A 17,099-nucleotide genomic window follows, 5' to 3' on the forward strand; every position below is an offset into this window, starting at 1 on the left:
TGGAAGATCCGGAGCTGAAGGCTTATTATAAGTCGCTGGCAGGCCCGGGCCAGAATGCTTATAATATGGCGGTGAAGGATGCTTATCGGTCTCCTGAAATCCAGAATATTCAGTTCGAAGAAGAGACTGTGGTGGTGACTGCGAAAAACGAATTCAGGGTAGCGGAAGTGAATGTACGTGTACTTGATGCTGCAGGCGGTATACTGGAAAGAGGAAAGGCAGTTTTAGGCCGGAATGGTGTGGACTGGTATTATAAGGTATCAAGTCTGCCGCCGGACGGAAAATTAATAATTGTGGCGGTGGATTTGCCGGGCAATGAAACGGTCCGGGAACTAAGACTAGAATAACGAAAGTTGGTGTGAAGTACACAGGCAGGATATGTGCTGTGACAATTAATCAATGATTATTGTTGCATGAACATGGTAGTGTTGTCATGTAATCAAATATTGGTGTTGCACGAATATGTTGATGTTTTCATATAATCAAATGATTATTGTTGCATGAACATAGTAGTGTTTTCATAAAATCCAATGATTATTGTTGCATGAACATGGCAGCGTTTTCATAAAATAAAATGATTATTGTTGCATGAACATGGTAGTGTTGTCATAAAATCAAATGATTATTGTTGCATGAACAAACTGCTATTTTCATATAATCAAATCACCTACTGCTGTTTTCACACGGAAACATTTGCCTCAGTAATCTTAACCTACCGAGACAAATGCCTGTGTCAAATCAGAAGCCTATCTTAACTCTTCTCTGCCGCCGCCGTCCCTTCAGGCGCTGCTTCCAGATTCGTAACCAGATTAACATGCTGAATGTTCTTCTGTTTAAATGTCTCCAGCACCCTCCTGATTACCGGGTACGGCGTTTCATTATCCGCCTTGATACAATATTTCAATTGCTTAATATTACTGGTCTGCGCGGCTCGGCCGTACTCAATCCAGGATACTAATTCATTATTAGTTGAATCAGTTGGAATGCCTTTTTCCAAAGGAGATTGTTTCCTGGCATTAGATTTCAGAGAAAGATAATTTTTCAGATGTTGAAAATCTGTCCCTACTGATGCACCCATTGTAAAGTTAATCATCTGCGCGTCTGACAATCCCAATTTAAACTGATCATTGATATCCTGGATTAACTTTTGCCGTTGTGGCTGACCCTCTATGTCAAAAAATACCCGTCCATTTTTATCAATACTAACTAAAATTACATCCGCGTCAGGTAATAATGCTGTATTTATAGAAGAAGGTGTAACGATCGCAACAGGTTCATCTGGTTTAAACGTGGTCGTCATAATAAAGAAATTAAGGAGAAGGAACACCACGTCACACATTGCTGTCATATCAACAGACGTAGACTTTCTTGCTAATTTAGCTCTTGCCATAACATTGCTTTTTTGAAATTTTGCCTTAGGAATATTGCCGGTGCTTAATATTGCTATGGTAAAATTGCAAATTGCAGTGATGTCAACAAATAGCCATTCTTCGCCAGTATATGTCTATTTCACTTCTGAGTGTAACTATATCGATAAAAGATTCCTATATCCTGATGAAGCAAGAATGAAAACCGGTCACTATATCGATAAAAAATTTCTATACCCTGATGAAGCAAGAACGGAAACCGGTCACTATATCGATAAAAGATTTCTATACCCTGATGAAGCAAGAACGAAAACCGGTCACTATATCGATAAAAGATTCCTATATCCTGATGAAGCAAGAACGAAAACCGGTCACTAAATCGATAAAAAATTTCTATACCCTGATGAAGCAAGAACGGAAACCGGTCACTATATCGATAAAAGATTTCTATACCCTGATGAAGCAAGAACGGAAACCGGTCACTATATCGATAAAAGATTCCTATACCCTGATGAAGCAAGAACGGAAACCGGTCACTATATCGACACAAGGCTTCTATATTCACTGGGACTGATACCCGTGGCTCTTTTGAAAAATTTACTAAAGAAAAACTGGTCGCTGAATGCCAGATGCTCCGCGATTTTACTGATCGGCTCCCCCAGGTTACTTAACATGAATTTTGCTTCCACAATAACCATCTGCGTAATTACTTCGCTCGTTGCTTTGCCAAAAATCTCTTTCACACATTTAGTAAGGTATTTAGGCGTGACGTTCAATCTTTCGGCATAAAACTCAACATCCCGTCTTTCCCTGAAGTTGGATGTCAGCTCGGCATAGAACTTCTTAACCAGCACCTCTTTACTATTTAACTGAATTTGCTGGGCAGCTATCTTGTCATGCAGAATAGCTGCAATTTCAAAGAATAATACCTTGAATAAATTAAGTAGCAGTTCACTAATGAAAGGATGATCTTTGGGTAATTTATTTTTTGTGGATAGTAGTTCCATGATGGTTTGAATATTACGAACTTCTGCAGGCAGGAGACTGTGAACTGGCATATGTTGCCTTGTGTAAATGCCAAAGCCATCCATGTATTTTTTATTCAATGCAGTTTCTGCCAGCAGTGTCGCGCTAAAATCAGCGGCTATGAAAGTACACTTTCGCATATCGCTCAGAAATTCATGAATTACGTTGGGACTACAAACCAGTAAAGAATTAGCGGGAATGTCGTACTCAATAAGATTTAAACGCATTTTCAATTTCCCACTTGTGACAAGTATAATTGTATAATGGTCTAAAATATATGGAATTGAGATTTCCGGTTCTATTTCAAGTTCTCCATTACTGAAAATGTTAAATTCCTTCCCATGTTTGTTGCCTGCAGCAACCATGATTTCCTGTATCGTTAGTAACCTTACCGTTTTCCCCTTAGCGGTCCCCTTTTTCATGTCATTTGTATTTTAAACCCCCATATAATATAAATTTATATTATTGTCCGGATAAAACCGGGATAAAAATATCCTGTCAAGGCATACAAGGTTAAAATGTCAAGTCTCAAGATTAGGGGAAGCTTCCCCCGAATTACGGTGATCATATTTCCAGATAACAACACCATAATTGTTCTTTTCATAAGAATTACCATTTGTTGAAGAGAACCGTAAACTGGAAACCATAGGAAGATGACTAAAACAGGTAACCAATCGATTAAATGAACGCATTTAATGAAAGAGGTTATGAATATTTTTCACATATGCCAACTGCATATTTACAGAAGTCTGGCTTATTTTCCCCGCATCAGGAACGTACAGTAGCTTATTATGTATCAAAAACAGAAAAGAAAGTCCCCAGTCAGCATAACGGTAGTTAATAGCAGTTCTTCCCAGCACACCAGGGTAGAGCTTGATCATACCAGGTTGATGCCCCACATTGAGCCCTATAGTAGCCATACTAGCCAATAGCCAGTGACGGCTCATAACCCAGGAATAAGCATAACCCGCATTCATCCCGATCTGCTCGCTATTGATACGTGTTTCATTGACAGGCAATAGCTCTGTACCTGCATGAATACTATTATAATAGATGCCACCCCCCAGGATAAAGGTGCCGGCAGATCGTACCTGGAGTTCACTTTGTTCGAAAGCTGCTTTTGCCGAGAACTTCCGGCCATTAAAAAGATAAGCCACTTCGACGCCTATCTGGCGTACTGCAATATCCGGAAATAATGAAACGGAATCTTTAGCAGGTTGTGTATAATATCCTTTATACCTTTGAAAGAATACATCCAGCAGTAGTTTTCTACCATACCGGTGGAATTGTATATCCAATGATTGTGTCTTACCATATTTTCCATCTCTGATTGGAATGACCCCCATCCCCGCACGTACATTAATGGCTGTATGATCTACCAGAAGTCCCACACCGATATTCATCCGGTTATTGGGGTTGTATAACACCTTATTTTTCCTAAGCTCAATCTGATCATCGCCAGGAAGCCAGTTATCATCATTTTCCTGTTATACTGCCCTACATACGAGGAATCAATATACTGCCCCTGACAGTTTATACTTAACTGAAGGAATAATAATATGTGAAGAATCCTTATTCTCATACTACCCTGCAAAAATATCTAATCCGGACATAAGAAAGAAAAGAAACGGTCCGAAGCGTTCAAAATTGAGGTTGAAAGGACCAAACTAAAAATGCCGTTCCTAAAAAGGAACGGCCTGCGTCAATTCAAAGATTCATACAAATGAAAACTCATTTCCATCCACCACCTAACGCTCTGTATAAATTCACCACTGCCTGCAGCTGTTGTAACTTATCCTCTACTCCTGACAGCTGTGCCGATAGTAAATTCTGCTCTGATGTCAGCACATCTGTAAAATTCGTACTGGAACTATACGTGAGCAGGTCTTTTGTAAAATCCACCGACTTCTCCAGATAACTGATCTGCATCTCCCTGCTATGCTGCTTTCTGCACGCCACACTATAGGAAGACATAGCATTTGAAACTTCCTTACTGGCTGTCAGCAACGTTTGCTGAAAGGTATTCAGTGCCTCCTGTTGTTGTGCCTGCGCTGTGCGTAACCGTGCCTTATTTTGCCCCTGGTTTAAGATAGGCTGTGTAAGTGCCCCCGCAATGCTATAAAACAGCGACTTCTTAAACATATCCTCCAGCGCAATACTCGATATACCACCTCCCGCAGTAATAGCAAAGGAAGGATAGAAATAGGTCCTGGCCAGGTTCGTATTTTCAAACGCACTCATAAACGCATACTGTGCCTCCTGTACATCAGGCCTGTTCTTCAACAGATCGGAAGATAACCCCGTTTTAAGATCTACTTTCATCTCCTGGCTATCCAGCGAAGTCCTGGAAACCGCTCCCGGAGCCCTGCCCAGTAAAATACTCAGCGCATTCTCCGTTTCAAGTATACTTTGCTCCAGGTCTGGAATAGCTACTTCTGCCGCATATCTGTTCGCTTCACTTTGCACGACTGCCGCTCCATTCACTACTGCATTCTCCTTTAGTGTCTTCATCGTCTCCGCATCACTAATTCTGTTAGTCAACGTTTGCTTTGTGATGGCCAGTTGCTTATCCAAAGCCAGCAATGTGTAATAGTTATTGGCAATGTCCGCGATGAGCTGAGTTTGTACAGCCCTTGCTGCAGCCTCCGACTTCAATACATTTGCAAGCGCCATCTTTTTGGAGCTTTTTAATTTCCCCCAGATATCTATCTCCCAACTTGCATTTACCTGCGCCCGGTAAGTAGTTGTATTCAGTTTCATTCCTGAAAAATAAAATGCCTGTGCTGCCTGTGATAGCTGTGATTTGGTTACATCCACCCCTGCTGATAAAGTAGGAAGGAATGCCGATTTACTTTGCTTCAGCGTAGCTTCAGATTCAAGTATCCGTTGCAGTGCTGTTTTCAGATCAAAGTTGTTTTTAAGCCCCTCACTGATCAATGCCTGTAGCTCAGTATCCGGAAATAGCTGCTGCCAGGGAAGGTCAGCAAGATTGGTGCTGCCTGTACCAGTAGTATCCCTGTACAGATGTGCTGTTTGTATACTATCAGGTTTATAATTCTTTGTTACCCTACATGATGCCAATGCCCCAGCCAGTGCCAGGCCTATCAATATTTCATTATTAGTGCGTTTCATGTTTGCTTACATTTTTTACCCCAGTGCCAGTGATCTTTTCCTGCAGTGTCTGGAAGATGATGAATAATACAGGGATGATAAATACGCCGAATACAGTACCTATCAGCATCCCCCCAACGGCGCCCGTACCAATAGAGCGGTTGCCCACTGCACCTGCTCCCGATGCCAGCATCAATGGCACAAGCCCCAGGATAAAGGCAAAGGAGGTCATCAGGATTGGCCGCAAACGGGCTGTAGCCCCTTGTATTGCTGCATCCCTGATACTCAATCCACCCCTGCGTCTTAGCACGGCATATTCCACTATCAGGATAGCATTCTTAGCCAGCAATCCGATCAACATGATCAGTGTGATCTGCATATAAATATTGTTCTCTATCCCGAATATCTTCGCAAAAATGAATGCACCTGCTAATCCCACTGGTAATGACAAGAGCACGCTAAATGGCAGGATATAACTTTCATACTGTGCACACAACAGGAAATACACAAATACCACACAAAGAAGGAATATGAACATCGTCTGGCTATTACCTGCTATCTCCTCACGGGTAAGGCCGGAGAATTCATAACCATATCCCGAAGGCAATGTCTCTTTCGCTACTTCCTCAATAGCCCTGATAGCATCTCCTGAGCTAAACCCGGGCTTGGGAGCTCCCTGTACTGCTATTGACGTAAAGAGATTAAAACGGGTAATAGACTCAGGACCATACACCCTCTTCAATGTCATAAAGGAAGTAATAGGTGCCATATTGCCACTGCTATTCTTCACATAGATGTCCTTCAGGGTTTCCTCATTGCCACGATAACTGGCATCCGCCTGCAGCATCACACGATATTGCTTTCCAAACCGGTTGAAGTTGGCCGCATACAAACCACCATAGTACCCCTGCAGCGTAGCAAGTACATCACTTGGAATGATGCCCGCCTGCTCACATTTGGCTACATCCACATCCACCTGGTATTGTGGAAAATTGTTGTTGAAGGAAGTAGCCGCATACATTATTTCCGGACGTTGATTCAGTGCTCCCAGGAATTTCCCTGCTACCTGACTGAAATTATTAATGTCGCCCCCCGTTTTATCCTGCAACTGGAACTCAAATCCATTACTGTTGCCAAAGCCCTGCAAAGTAGGAGGGGAGAAGAAGATGATATTTGCTCCTTTAATGCCTGCCGTCATGCCAAACAGCTTCCCTGTCACCGCTTCTATTTGCTGATCCTGCCGTTTACGATGCTCCCATGTCTTCAGTCGAATGATCACTATTGCATAAGAACTACCAATACCACCAATAAAACTTTGCCCTGTAATGCGGGAAGCCAGCTCTGTCTCCGGCAGCTGCCTTGCAATGCTCACTACCTGATCAGCAATAGCGGTAGAACGCTCCATAGAGGCCCCGGGAGGCAAGGTAATATCAGCGAAGATCACACCCTGGTCCTCATTAGGTACAAAACCTGTAGGTGTTACTTTCAAAAGATACCAGCATATCACTCCAAAGAGTGCAATACCCCCGATCGCCAGGCCTTTCTTCCGTGAAAGGAACTTCACAGTCTTCTTATATTTACCGGTCATGGCATCAAATGAAGTATTAAAGGCACTATAAAACCTTTTCAATAATCCCTTTTGCTCATGCTCTTCCGGATGATGTGGTTTCAATAAAAGTGCACACAATGCAGGTGACAACGTCAATGCATTGATCGCAGAAATGATAATAGAGATGGCCAGCGTGAGACCAAACTGTTTGTAAAATACCCCAGCAGAACCACTAATAAAGGATACAGGAATAAACACCGCCGACATCACCAGCGTTATAGAAATGATCGCTCCGCTGATTTCACTCATCGCATGTATGGTAGCATCCCGCCCCGATTTAGATCCATGCCCCAGCTTTGCATGCACCGCCTCTACGACGACAATCGCATCATCCACCACTATACCAATAGCCAATACAAGCGCAAACAACGTAAGCAGGTTAATAGTAAAACCAAACAACTGCAGGAAGAAGAAGGTACCTACAATGGCCACTGGTACTGCAATAGCAGGTACCAGGGTAGAACGGAAGTCCTGCAGGAAGATAAATACAACGATAAATACGAGGATAAAAGCCTCTATAAGTGTATGTATCACTTTCTCAATACTCGCATCCAAAAACTCATTGGCATTTAATATAGCGTTATAAGATACCCCCGGAGGGAAAGTCTTAGAAGCCTGATCCAACGTCTTTACACAGTTATTGATCAGCTCATGGGCATTGGAACCCGCCGTCTGATAAATAGCTACTGCAATAGATTCATTACCGTTAGTCTTCGTATTACTATTATAACTAAGAGAGCCCAGCTCAATCCGCGCAATATCTTTCAGTCTTAAAATATGCCCATTCGCATCAGCACGGATCACAATGTTCTCATACTCTTCCACAGATTTAAGACGACCTTTATACTTTAAAGTATACTGGTAAGACTGATCACTATTCTCTCCAAACTTACCAGGTGCTGCTTCCAGACTTTGTTGTGCCAGGGCAGTATTCACATCCTTCGGTACCAGCCCATAACTAGCCATCACAGAAGGTTTTAGCCAGATGCGCATGGCATAGTCCTGTGCCCCGAACACAGAAGCATCACCTACCCCACTGATACGCTTGATCTGGGGCAACAAGTTGATGTTAGCATAGTTCTGTAGAAAATTACCGTCATAAGATCTGTTAGTACTGGATAATGTGAAAATGAGCACCATACTGGTTTGTTTCTTCATGGTGCTCACACCTACCTGGGTTACCTCTGAAGGAAGTACGCTGGTAGCTTTGGATACCCTGTTCTGTACATTTACAGCAGCCAGGTCAGGATCAGTACCCAGTTTAAAATATACATTGATAGTGGCAGAACCGTCATTGGCAGCAGTGGAAGTCATATAGGTCATATTCTCCACACCATTGATCTGCTCTTCAAGAGGAACGATCACACTGTTCATCACTACATCTGCACTGGCGCCGGTATACGTAGCAGTTACCTGTACGGTAGGAGGTGCGATTTCCGGGTATTGGGAAATGGGCAATGTCAGCAGCCCTAGTATACCCAATATGACTATGATGATCGAAATCACGGTACTAAGTACCGGACGCTCGATGAATTTACGTAACATAAGAATTTGATTTTAATGGCTACCTTATTTCTGTTTCGGTGGTCTGAAGCTGTGGCTGGATCTGGTCTCCATCTTTCAGTTTACTGATACCATCAGTAACGATCTTATCACCGGCATGCAATCCGCCGGATACCACATAACACTGTGAGAAAGTAGTGTTCACGATCTCTATTTCAGTGTTCTTTACTTTTCCGGAAGGGGTTACAACGTACACAAAATGTTTACCCTGCATCTCAAAACTGGCTTGCTGAGGAATGATAAGCGCCGTATCCAGTGTCTGTGGTATTTTCACATTCGCACTACCGCCACTACGGATCAGGTTTACAGGATTAGGAAAGGTAGCTCTGAAGGTGATGGAACCAGTAGCGCTGTTAATAAGACCATTTACAGCCGCAATCCGTCCTTTTTCGGGATAAACAGCACCATCCGCAAGTACAAGTTCTACATCCGGCAACTGGCGCAGCTTTTCTTCCAGGGTTTTTCCACTATAGCGTTTATAGAGATCAAAGAGCTGTTTCTCATTGAGGGAGAAGTAGCCGTAAATATGCTGAATATTGGAAACGGTGGTCAGTGGCTGAGCAGAAGTACTACTCACAAGACTCCCCTGTTTATAAGGCAATGAGCCGATTACTCCTGCTACAGGGCTGTTGATCGTCGTATAGCCTACATTGATACGGGCCGTATTCAGGTTGGCTTTTGCCTGTGCCAGTGCCGCACGTTTAGCCTTCAGTGAATATTCGGCAGACTCCAGATCATAGTGGCTGATGATACCTTTTTCAACCAGTGGTTTAGTCTTGTTCACCTGCAGTTCAGCTGTGCTTACATCCGCCTCTGCACTACTGATAGCCGCAGCTGCATTGCGCATGCTCTCCTCGTACTGGGGAGCGCTGATAGTGAATAGCAATTGACCTTGTTTTACAAAATCCCCTTCATCTACATAGATCTTATCTACGAACCCATCTACTTTAGGTCGTATTTCAATATTCTGTTCTCCCTGTAAAGTGGCAGGGTAGAGGGTGCTGATCTCCACTTTCTGTGTCTTCAGCGAAATTACGGGGTAAGGAGCAGGTCCCTGGTTATTACCCTGTTCATGGTTGGCACTATGGTTACAGGCGGTAAATCCTGTGGCGCCCATAATGATTGTGGCGACGATTGCAATCCGGTTCATTGTATGATTTTTACATTATAGTTTGACGATGATGTCAATTAAAGGGCAAAAAATAATTTGACAGAAGTGTCAAATTGCAGGCAAAAAAAATTACTCAGGGAAATGGAGCTTCATGACAACATCCTTTCTTTGTTTAAGCAGGTTGGCATAGTCTGTTTCGGTCATGGTAAACAGCACTTTATACAACGGCTTCATCAGGAATGGATAAGCAATGAGAGAGAATATATTGACCATAAAATGTACAGGGTTCATTTTAATGACCTCCCCCTTTTCCATATGTTCGGCTATCTCTTTCAGGAACAACTGCATAGAATGTTTGTTCACTTTCGACATACTATCAGGATTGTAATGAAAATCTGAGATAAGGAATATCTCCTGGTAGGGATATCGCTGTAATTGCTCCAGTAGTACAGTCACCAGGTTATCCACCTTTTCCCGGAAAGGCAGTGTTCTCGTCATTACATCGTTCAGGCGGGCTTCGAATTCCAGTCCTGACTGCTCATGGATCTTTTTAAAAAGGCTGTCCCGTGACCTGAAATAATAGTTGAGCGAGGTTCTCGTCACTTGTGCAGCATCCGCAATTTCCTGCATGGTGGCATCGATCTTTCCTTCAGTAAAAAAGACTTTCCTTGCTACCTGGAGAATGTGTAGCTCTGTATCTGTACCTCTCATTGTTTACCTGTTTGTTTGACCAAATTGTCAAAACAAAGGTAGTGGTGTTTTTTAAAAAAACAAAATTTGTAAAGAAAGTAGTACCTGGGTTTCGATTTTTTTAGCCGGTTTTGAGTGTGGTAACCCCAAATTATAAACTATCGGGGCGTTATTACCCCTTTTTATTTTTAAGCATATCTTTTACCCGGACAATACTGATAAATTCACGTATTTTAGATACTGATAACCTATCCCTCAAAATCGCTCCAACCTATGAGCATAATCCCTCATTTTTATGAACCACACAACGATTTTCAGGAACTATTTGTTCCTCTTATTCTGTCTGTTTTCCACTATTAAAGTTAACGCGAAAACAATCCCAGACACCCTTACTCAGGTCGTATTCTTCGGTGATATCAACTATGGTGGCGCCGCCGTAGGTTTCACCTCGGGCAACTATACCATCGCTGATATGACCGCGGCAGGTATTGCAGACAATACCATCTCTTCCTTTACCATACCCGCAGGGTACCAGGTAACCTTTTACGAAGATGATAATTTTTCCGGCGCCAGTTTTACCGCTACCGCTTCTTCCACATGGATAGGAAGCGCCTGGAACGACAGGGTTTCATCTGTCGTCATTAGCCGTGTCACTGTTACCAGCGGTACTGCCAACTGGATCTGGTCATCCACCGCAGGACCCAATAACACCTGGATGGCGTTTAGGAAAAAAGTAACCCTCTCCGCAAAACCCGGTACCGCCATCACAAAGATTGCAGCTGAAAATAAGTACTGGCTGTATGTCAACAATACACTGGTGGTTAAAGATGGGGGACTGGATATACGCCCGGACCTGATCAACACTTACTATGACGAGGTAGACCTTGCACCTTACTTACAGGCAGGAGAAAATACCATCGCAGTACTGGTATGGTATAAAGGGGGTAACAACGGTTACACCCAAAGAGCCGTAGGCAATGGCGGGCTACTCTTCGATGCACAACTATCCGGCAGCACGCCTTCTGCCATCACATCTGACGATACATGGAAATTACTGGTGCACCCATCATTTAACGCTACTACACAACTGATCCTAAACGGGCAGGATTATAAATGGATTGCCTTCCCCGTATCATACAATGCAGCAGCAGAACCCAGTGGCTGGACAACCGCTGCATACAATGATGCCGCATGGACCACTGCTACCAAAAAAGGAGCACCGCCCGCTGCACCCTGGAATGCATTGGTACCAAGAACAATTCCCTTCTGGAAAGAATTTGATCAGACCAATTATCAGAATTCATCTTCCATACCTACATTCGTTACCAGAGATTCTACCATCACCGGTACTGTTGGTATCAACATCCAACTTCGCCCATACCTGCATGTAAATGCACCTGCTGGTGTACACATTAAAATTGTAGTGAACAGGCATTACTGGCAGGAATACATTACAAAAGCCGGCGACCAGGAATTTGAATGTTTGCCCTGGCAGAATTCCAGTGATCATACTGTACAATACCAGTTCACCAGCGTTACCGGACCTGTACAGATATTGGGTTTAAAATATCGTGAAACAAGTTACAATGTAAATGTCGTAGGTGCTTTTACTTCTTCGGATGCTGCCATGAACACACTGTGGACAAAATCAAAGAACACATCCCGCGTATGTATGAGAGACCAGTTCTACGATTGCCCGGATCGTGAACGTGGCCAGTGGTGGGGAGATGTATCCGAACAGATACTTTATTCATTGTACCTCTACGATACCAGCGTAGCAAAGTTACCGCGCAAGGCTTTCAGAGAATTGATGTATACACAGAAAACCAATGGCTCATTGTATACCACTGCTCCGGGCACCAGCTTCCATCTTCCTGATCAGAACCTGGCAGCAGTGGCTATGCTATGGAAATATTACATGTACACCGGCGATAGAGCATTGCTGCAGGAATTATATCCACAGATAAAAAAATACATTGCATTCTGTGCGGCCAGTTGCAACAGCGACGGTATGATTGTGCTGCAGAGTGGTGCCTGGAACTGGATTGACTGGGGTTCTAACCTTGGTTCCATGGATGTAGGCAATGCAAACACCATCTTCAATGCACTGTACATTAACGTGCTGGAAACTGCTATCAATACAGCAGACCTGCTTGGACAAACTGCGGATAAAACTTATTATCAGGCACTGCAATCCAAAGTAAAGAACAACTTTAATAAATACTTCTGGAACCCCACCGCAAGAGCATATGTATTCCATAACCAGAATGGTGCACAGTCTACTACTATCGATGATAGAAGTAATGCCTGGGCGTTGCTGGCCGGAGTAGCAGATGAATCTCAGCAACAGGCCATACTGGGGGTGCTTAAAAATCAATATAACGCGGGTCCTTACCAGGAAATGTACGTGGAGCAGGCCATGTTCCAGCTGGATGGCAAAGAAGCCGTAAACAGGATGAAAAGCCGTTATACAGGCATGATCAATAGCTGGTCTTCTACGCTCTGGGAAGATTTTACAGAAAGCACCAATAATACGGGATATAGTAGTAATGACCATGCATGGTCTGCCGGCCCTTTGTACCTGATGAGCGCTTACCTGCTGGGCATAAGACCTACCCAGGCTGCTTTTGCTGAGTTTACATTTATGCCGCAGCCAGGGGGCTTAACTGTTTTCGCAGGTCAGATACCGACCGTGAAAGGAAATATCATCGCTTCCTTTACGAATAATAATACCAGCTTTGTGCAGACCCTGACTTCCCCTGCCGGCAGTACTGCAATTGTAGGTATTCCAAAAGATGTATTCAATACCCTGACTTCCGAAGTACAGGTGGGTAGTACTACTATATGGAGGAACGGCACGTCTGTAGCAACTGTTACAGGTGTTACCTTTTACAAAGAAGATGCAAAGTACATACAGTTTAAAGTAGCACCGGGTGCATGGACATTTACAGCTTTGCCACGCAGCACCAGCAATCCTGTTATTACTTACAGTGATTGTGGATTCAGTGGTAATCCGGTTAGTTTAGGAGTGGGCGATTATACACTTGCACAGATGAAAGCACTGGGCATAAAAGATGATGATATTTCTTCCGTGGCAGTTGCTGAAGGGTATAAAGTGATTTTGTATGCGGATGATAACTTTACCGGTACATCGGCTACTTACACGGCTGACAATACCTGTATTGTAACTTCCCCCCTGCAGGATAAAACAACTTCCATCCAGGTACGTCCTAATGGCGTAACCAATCTTTCTGGTACCTATTTTCTGAAGAACAGGGCGAGTGGATTAATGATGGATGTAAATGGTGCATCTACTGCCGATGGCGCAAGTATTATTCATTCCGGGTATAATGGGAACGATAACCAAAAGTTTGTATTTACTCATCTGGGCAATGGTAATTATAAAATACTGGCACTGCATAGTGGTAAATCGCTGGATGTAAATGGCGCTTCGCTGGACAATGGTACAAACGTGATCCAGTACCCTTATCATGATCCTGCACAGCCCCATCAGAACTTTATCGTTGTGGCTACAGGCGATGGGTACTTTAAATTAATTGCGGAGCATAGTGCGAAAGTACTGGAAGTAAATGGTGTTTCTGGTGGCGGGCAGGTACATCAATGGTCCAATACCAACCAGGCAAATGGCCAGTGGAACTTTACGCCGGCCTCCATTGTACCGGGTACTGGTGATGGTCTGACCGGTAATTACTTTAATGGTATGAACTTCGAAACTGCTGTATTCTCCCGGAAAGATGCAACTATCAGTTTTAACTGGGGGGGTGGTTCTCCTGATCCAACTATCAGTGCAGACCAGTTCTCCGTACGCTGGACCGGGCAGATACAACCTAAGTATTCGGAGAATTATACTTTTTATCTGAATACAGACAATGGAAGAAGACTTTGGATCAATGGTCAGTTGGTAGTGGATAAATGGCTGGATGATGCGGGCATTGAATACAGCGGTAGTATTACATTGACTGCAGGTCAGAAATATGATATCAGGCTGGATTATTTTGAGAATAATGGCGATGCAAATGCAAAATTGGAGTGGTCCAGTGCTTCCCAGATCAGGGAGGTGATCCCGAAGAACCAGTTGTATAGTACTGCAGCAGCGGCGGTAGCGGCAAAAATAGCGGCGGCTGTTCCGGCTGTATCAAAGACTTTCTTGACTGTGACGCCAAATCCATTTAATAATAATATTACTGTTAAAACCTCTTCGGGGGAGAAGTTATTTGTGCGGATTTATAGTATTTCCGGTGTAGAAGTGATTGCTCCGGCGGTGATCAACAACGGGCAGCAAATAGACCTGTCTAAGTTGCCGGCTGGCGTATATGTGGTGAATGTGATGGTGGGGCATGAGGTGTTTAGTAAAAAGATAATAAAGTATTAGTGTGATTTAGAGAAAACATGGCTTAGAGATGTTTACTGGCGCTCTGAGCCATGTTGCCCATTCTATGCCGGGCATATCCAACAATATTTGCATATATCCCAAACCTATTCCCTGGTTTTTTGTTAATAACTGATAAGTAGACATATTTTCTATCTCAGTATGAAAGGTATAATATTTAATATTACAGAATCCTTCATTACCGAAAGATTCGGGGACGATGTTTTTGATGAAATTATTGAAAGCTGCTCTTTAACTACCCGGGAACCATTTGTATCTCCCGGCACCTATTCCGATGAAGATTTCATCCAGATAGTGACGGCAGCAAGCAGGAAATTAAATATAAGCACCGCTGATTTTTTTAAGCAATTAGGACATTTCGCTTTCTTCAAACTTGCAGGATTTTATCCTCAATTTGTACAATCATTTTCTCATCCCAAAGAATTTCTGCAAACGGTTGATTCCATTATTCATGTTGAGGTCAGGAAATTATATAGTGATACTTATCTGCCTGTTATCTCTTATAGCTCACCGGCTCCTAATGTGCTTGTTATTACATATTTTTCCCAAAGAAAACTGTATGCATTAATGGAGGGATTGATAGCAGGGGTAGCCGACTATTTTGAGGTGCCTTTAAGACAAACACATACGCTATATCAAAGAGACGGAAAAGAATATTGTGATTTCGAATTAACTTTTTAAAATGCCTGAAAACAACGATAAATCACATTCACAAACCCTTCAACGGAAGTTAGACCAGGCAAATGAGAAGGTCCGTATCCTGGAGAATATGATTGAGGAAAGGACCCGCGAGTTATATTATAAAAATGCGAACATCCATTCGCAGAACATGGAGATGATGCAATACTTATATATTGCTTCGCATGACCTGCAGGAACCATTAAGAACCATCAGTTCCCTGGTGGACGCCCTGAAATATGAGCTGCGCGAGGTCACACTTAGTGACGATGCCAATGTCTATATGGGAGGTATTACTACGCTTACAGAAAGGATGGGGACAATCATCAAAGACCTGTTGGATTATTCAAGGCTGGGAAGAGAAAAAGTATTACAAAAAGTCGATTGTCAGCACATTGTACAGAGTGTTTTAGAAGATCTTCATACTACTATTGAAGCTGCCAACGCCGAAGTAAATATTGGAATACTACCCGTGCTAACAGCCTACCCTACTGAGTTGAAATTGTTATTTCAAAACCTGATCGGCAATGCCATTAAATACCGGAAAACGGACGTTGCGCCTGTTATTCATATTGCAGCTGAAAGGGGACCAACATGTTGGGAATTCGCCATTAGTGATAATGGTATTGGAATAGAAGAGAAATACCAGGAGAAAATATTCATGATATTTCAACGATTACATACCCGAAACAAATACGATGGAAATGGAATAGGTTTAGCGCATTGTAAGAAAATTGCAGAACTACACGAGGGAAAAATCTGGGTAGAATCTACAATCGGTGTCGGCAGCAAGTTTCACTTTAACATTCCGGATAAAATTAATAACACATGAACAAAAAATTGAATTGTGTATTGTTTGTGGATGACGACGAATTCACTAATCTCATTAATGTAAAATTAGTGGAGAGTGTAAAAGTGACAGAACATATTCAAGTTTGTTGCACGGGTAAGGATGCGCTTGAATTTCTTACAAACAGTGGTGAGTATAAGAAGGAAAATGAGCCATTTCCCTGTCCTGATATTATTTTTCTGGATATTAATATGCCGGGTATGAATGGTTGGGAATTTCTGGAAGAATATAATAAGCTACCTAAAACAAGGCGGGATAATCTGATCATAGTTATGCTAACTACCAGTTTGAACCCGGAAGATGAAATAACAGCTAATAAGCTGGCTTATGTTACAGCATTCAGGCACAAACCGCTGACGGTGCCTATGATAAATGAGATAATACAGACGTATTTTCCGGAGGTTGGATAGTTGCACGTAACATAAACAGCGTTCCCAAGTCAATTGAAATTATTTCCATTTCAAGTATGCATATAGGTTTTTCTAGAAATGATTAAAAGCGGTAATGTGTAAACATAAACAACCATATTAACATTTTCGTTTTTTTCAATCAACCGTAAACAATCCGAAATAAACGATTGTTTACAAACTGGACTTCGGCGAAATGACAGACAGTTAAAAATACAAAACCCTAATTCGTAATACCAAAACAAATTCCCACGACAAGAATCCTTTGAGTAACCA

Annotated in this window: 13 protein-coding genes; 6 read left to right on the forward strand and 7 right to left on the reverse strand. The window is 42.7% G+C overall.

All coding sequences use genetic code 11. The annotated features are described in order from the left end of the window. Window positions 1-347, forward strand: a 347-nt coding sequence (locus ABDW16_RS12405) for a hypothetical protein (RefSeq protein ID WP_343670107.1), incomplete at its 5' end; no start/stop codon positions are given. Window positions 348-751: 404 nt separating this feature from the next. Here the strand turns inward: ABDW16_RS12405 and ABDW16_RS12410 are convergent. Then, a complete protein-coding gene (locus ABDW16_RS12410; protein ID WP_343670108.1) occupies window positions 752-1,390 on the reverse strand; it encodes a biopolymer transporter ExbD in 639 nt (212 codons plus the stop codon). 55 nt (window positions 1,391-1,445) lie between these two features. On the opposite strand from ABDW16_RS12410, the gene ABDW16_RS12415 reads away from it, so the two are divergent. Further along, window positions 1,446-1,745 (forward strand): hypothetical protein, encoded by a 300-nt coding sequence (locus tag ABDW16_RS12415; protein WP_343670109.1) that lies wholly within the window; start codon window positions 1,446-1,448, stop codon window positions 1,743-1,745. A gap of 158 nt (window positions 1,746-1,903) precedes the next feature. Here the strand turns inward: ABDW16_RS12415 and ABDW16_RS12420 are convergent, their stop codons facing one another. From ABDW16_RS12420 to ABDW16_RS12445, 6 genes are all read right to left on the reverse strand, one after another. Then, window positions 1,904-2,815, reverse strand: a complete 912-nt coding sequence (locus tag ABDW16_RS12420; RefSeq protein ID WP_343670110.1) for an AraC family transcriptional regulator — start codon at window positions 2,813-2,815, stop codon at window positions 1,904-1,906. A gap of 270 nt (window positions 2,816-3,085) precedes the next feature. After that, window positions 3,086-3,820, reverse strand: a complete 735-nt coding sequence (locus ABDW16_RS12425) for a DUF4421 family protein (RefSeq protein WP_343670112.1) — start codon at window positions 3,818-3,820, stop codon at window positions 3,086-3,088. A 304-nt stretch (window positions 3,821-4,124) separates the two neighbouring features. After that, window positions 4,125-5,525, reverse strand: a complete 1,401-nt coding sequence (locus ABDW16_RS12430; protein ID WP_343670114.1) for an efflux transporter outer membrane subunit — start codon at window positions 5,523-5,525, stop codon at window positions 4,125-4,127. Beyond that, window positions 5,512-8,658: an efflux RND transporter permease subunit gene (locus tag ABDW16_RS12435; protein WP_343670116.1), complete on the reverse strand. Its 3,147-nt coding sequence runs from the start codon at window positions 8,656-8,658 to the stop codon at window positions 5,512-5,514. Before ABDW16_RS12435 ends, ABDW16_RS12430 begins: the two co-directional genes overlap by 14 nt. A gap of 19 nt (window positions 8,659-8,677) precedes the next feature. Then, window positions 8,678-9,826 (reverse strand): efflux RND transporter periplasmic adaptor subunit, encoded by a 1,149-nt coding sequence (locus ABDW16_RS12440; protein WP_343670117.1) that lies wholly within the window; start codon window positions 9,824-9,826, stop codon window positions 8,678-8,680. Between the two features lie 90 nt (window positions 9,827-9,916). Further along, window positions 9,917-10,498, reverse strand: a complete 582-nt coding sequence (locus ABDW16_RS12445) for a TetR/AcrR family transcriptional regulator (RefSeq protein WP_343670118.1) — start codon at window positions 10,496-10,498, stop codon at window positions 9,917-9,919. 274 nt (window positions 10,499-10,772) lie between these two features. Between ABDW16_RS12445 and ABDW16_RS12450 the strand changes: the two genes are divergently transcribed. The 4 genes from ABDW16_RS12450 to ABDW16_RS12465 all read left to right on the forward strand — a co-directional run bounded on the left by ABDW16_RS12450 (window position 10,773) and on the right by ABDW16_RS12465 (window position 16,826). Then, window positions 10,773-14,870, forward strand: a complete 4,098-nt coding sequence (locus tag ABDW16_RS12450) for a PA14 domain-containing protein (protein ID WP_343670119.1) — start codon at window positions 10,773-10,775, stop codon at window positions 14,868-14,870. Window positions 14,871-15,029: 159 nt separating this feature from the next. Continuing rightward, the gene (locus ABDW16_RS12455) at window positions 15,030-15,569 is read left to right on the forward strand and encodes a heme NO-binding domain-containing protein (protein WP_343670120.1); all 540 of its coding nucleotides are present in this window, start codon (window positions 15,030-15,032) and stop codon (window positions 15,567-15,569) included. A gap of 1 nt (window position 15,570) precedes the next feature. Further along, complete coding sequence (locus ABDW16_RS12460) at window positions 15,571-16,398, forward strand: ATP-binding protein (protein ID WP_343670122.1); 828 nt, start codon at window positions 15,571-15,573, stop codon at window positions 16,396-16,398. Then, window positions 16,395-16,826, forward strand: coding sequence for a response regulator (locus tag ABDW16_RS12465; RefSeq protein ID WP_343670124.1), 432 nt, complete (start codon window positions 16,395-16,397; stop codon window positions 16,824-16,826). Before ABDW16_RS12460 ends, ABDW16_RS12465 begins: the two co-directional genes overlap by 4 nt. Window positions 16,827-17,099: the final 273 nt, after the last annotated feature.

Source organism: Chitinophaga sp. (assembly GCF_039596135.1).
Lineage (GTDB): Bacteria > Bacteroidota > Bacteroidia > Chitinophagales > Chitinophagaceae > Chitinophaga.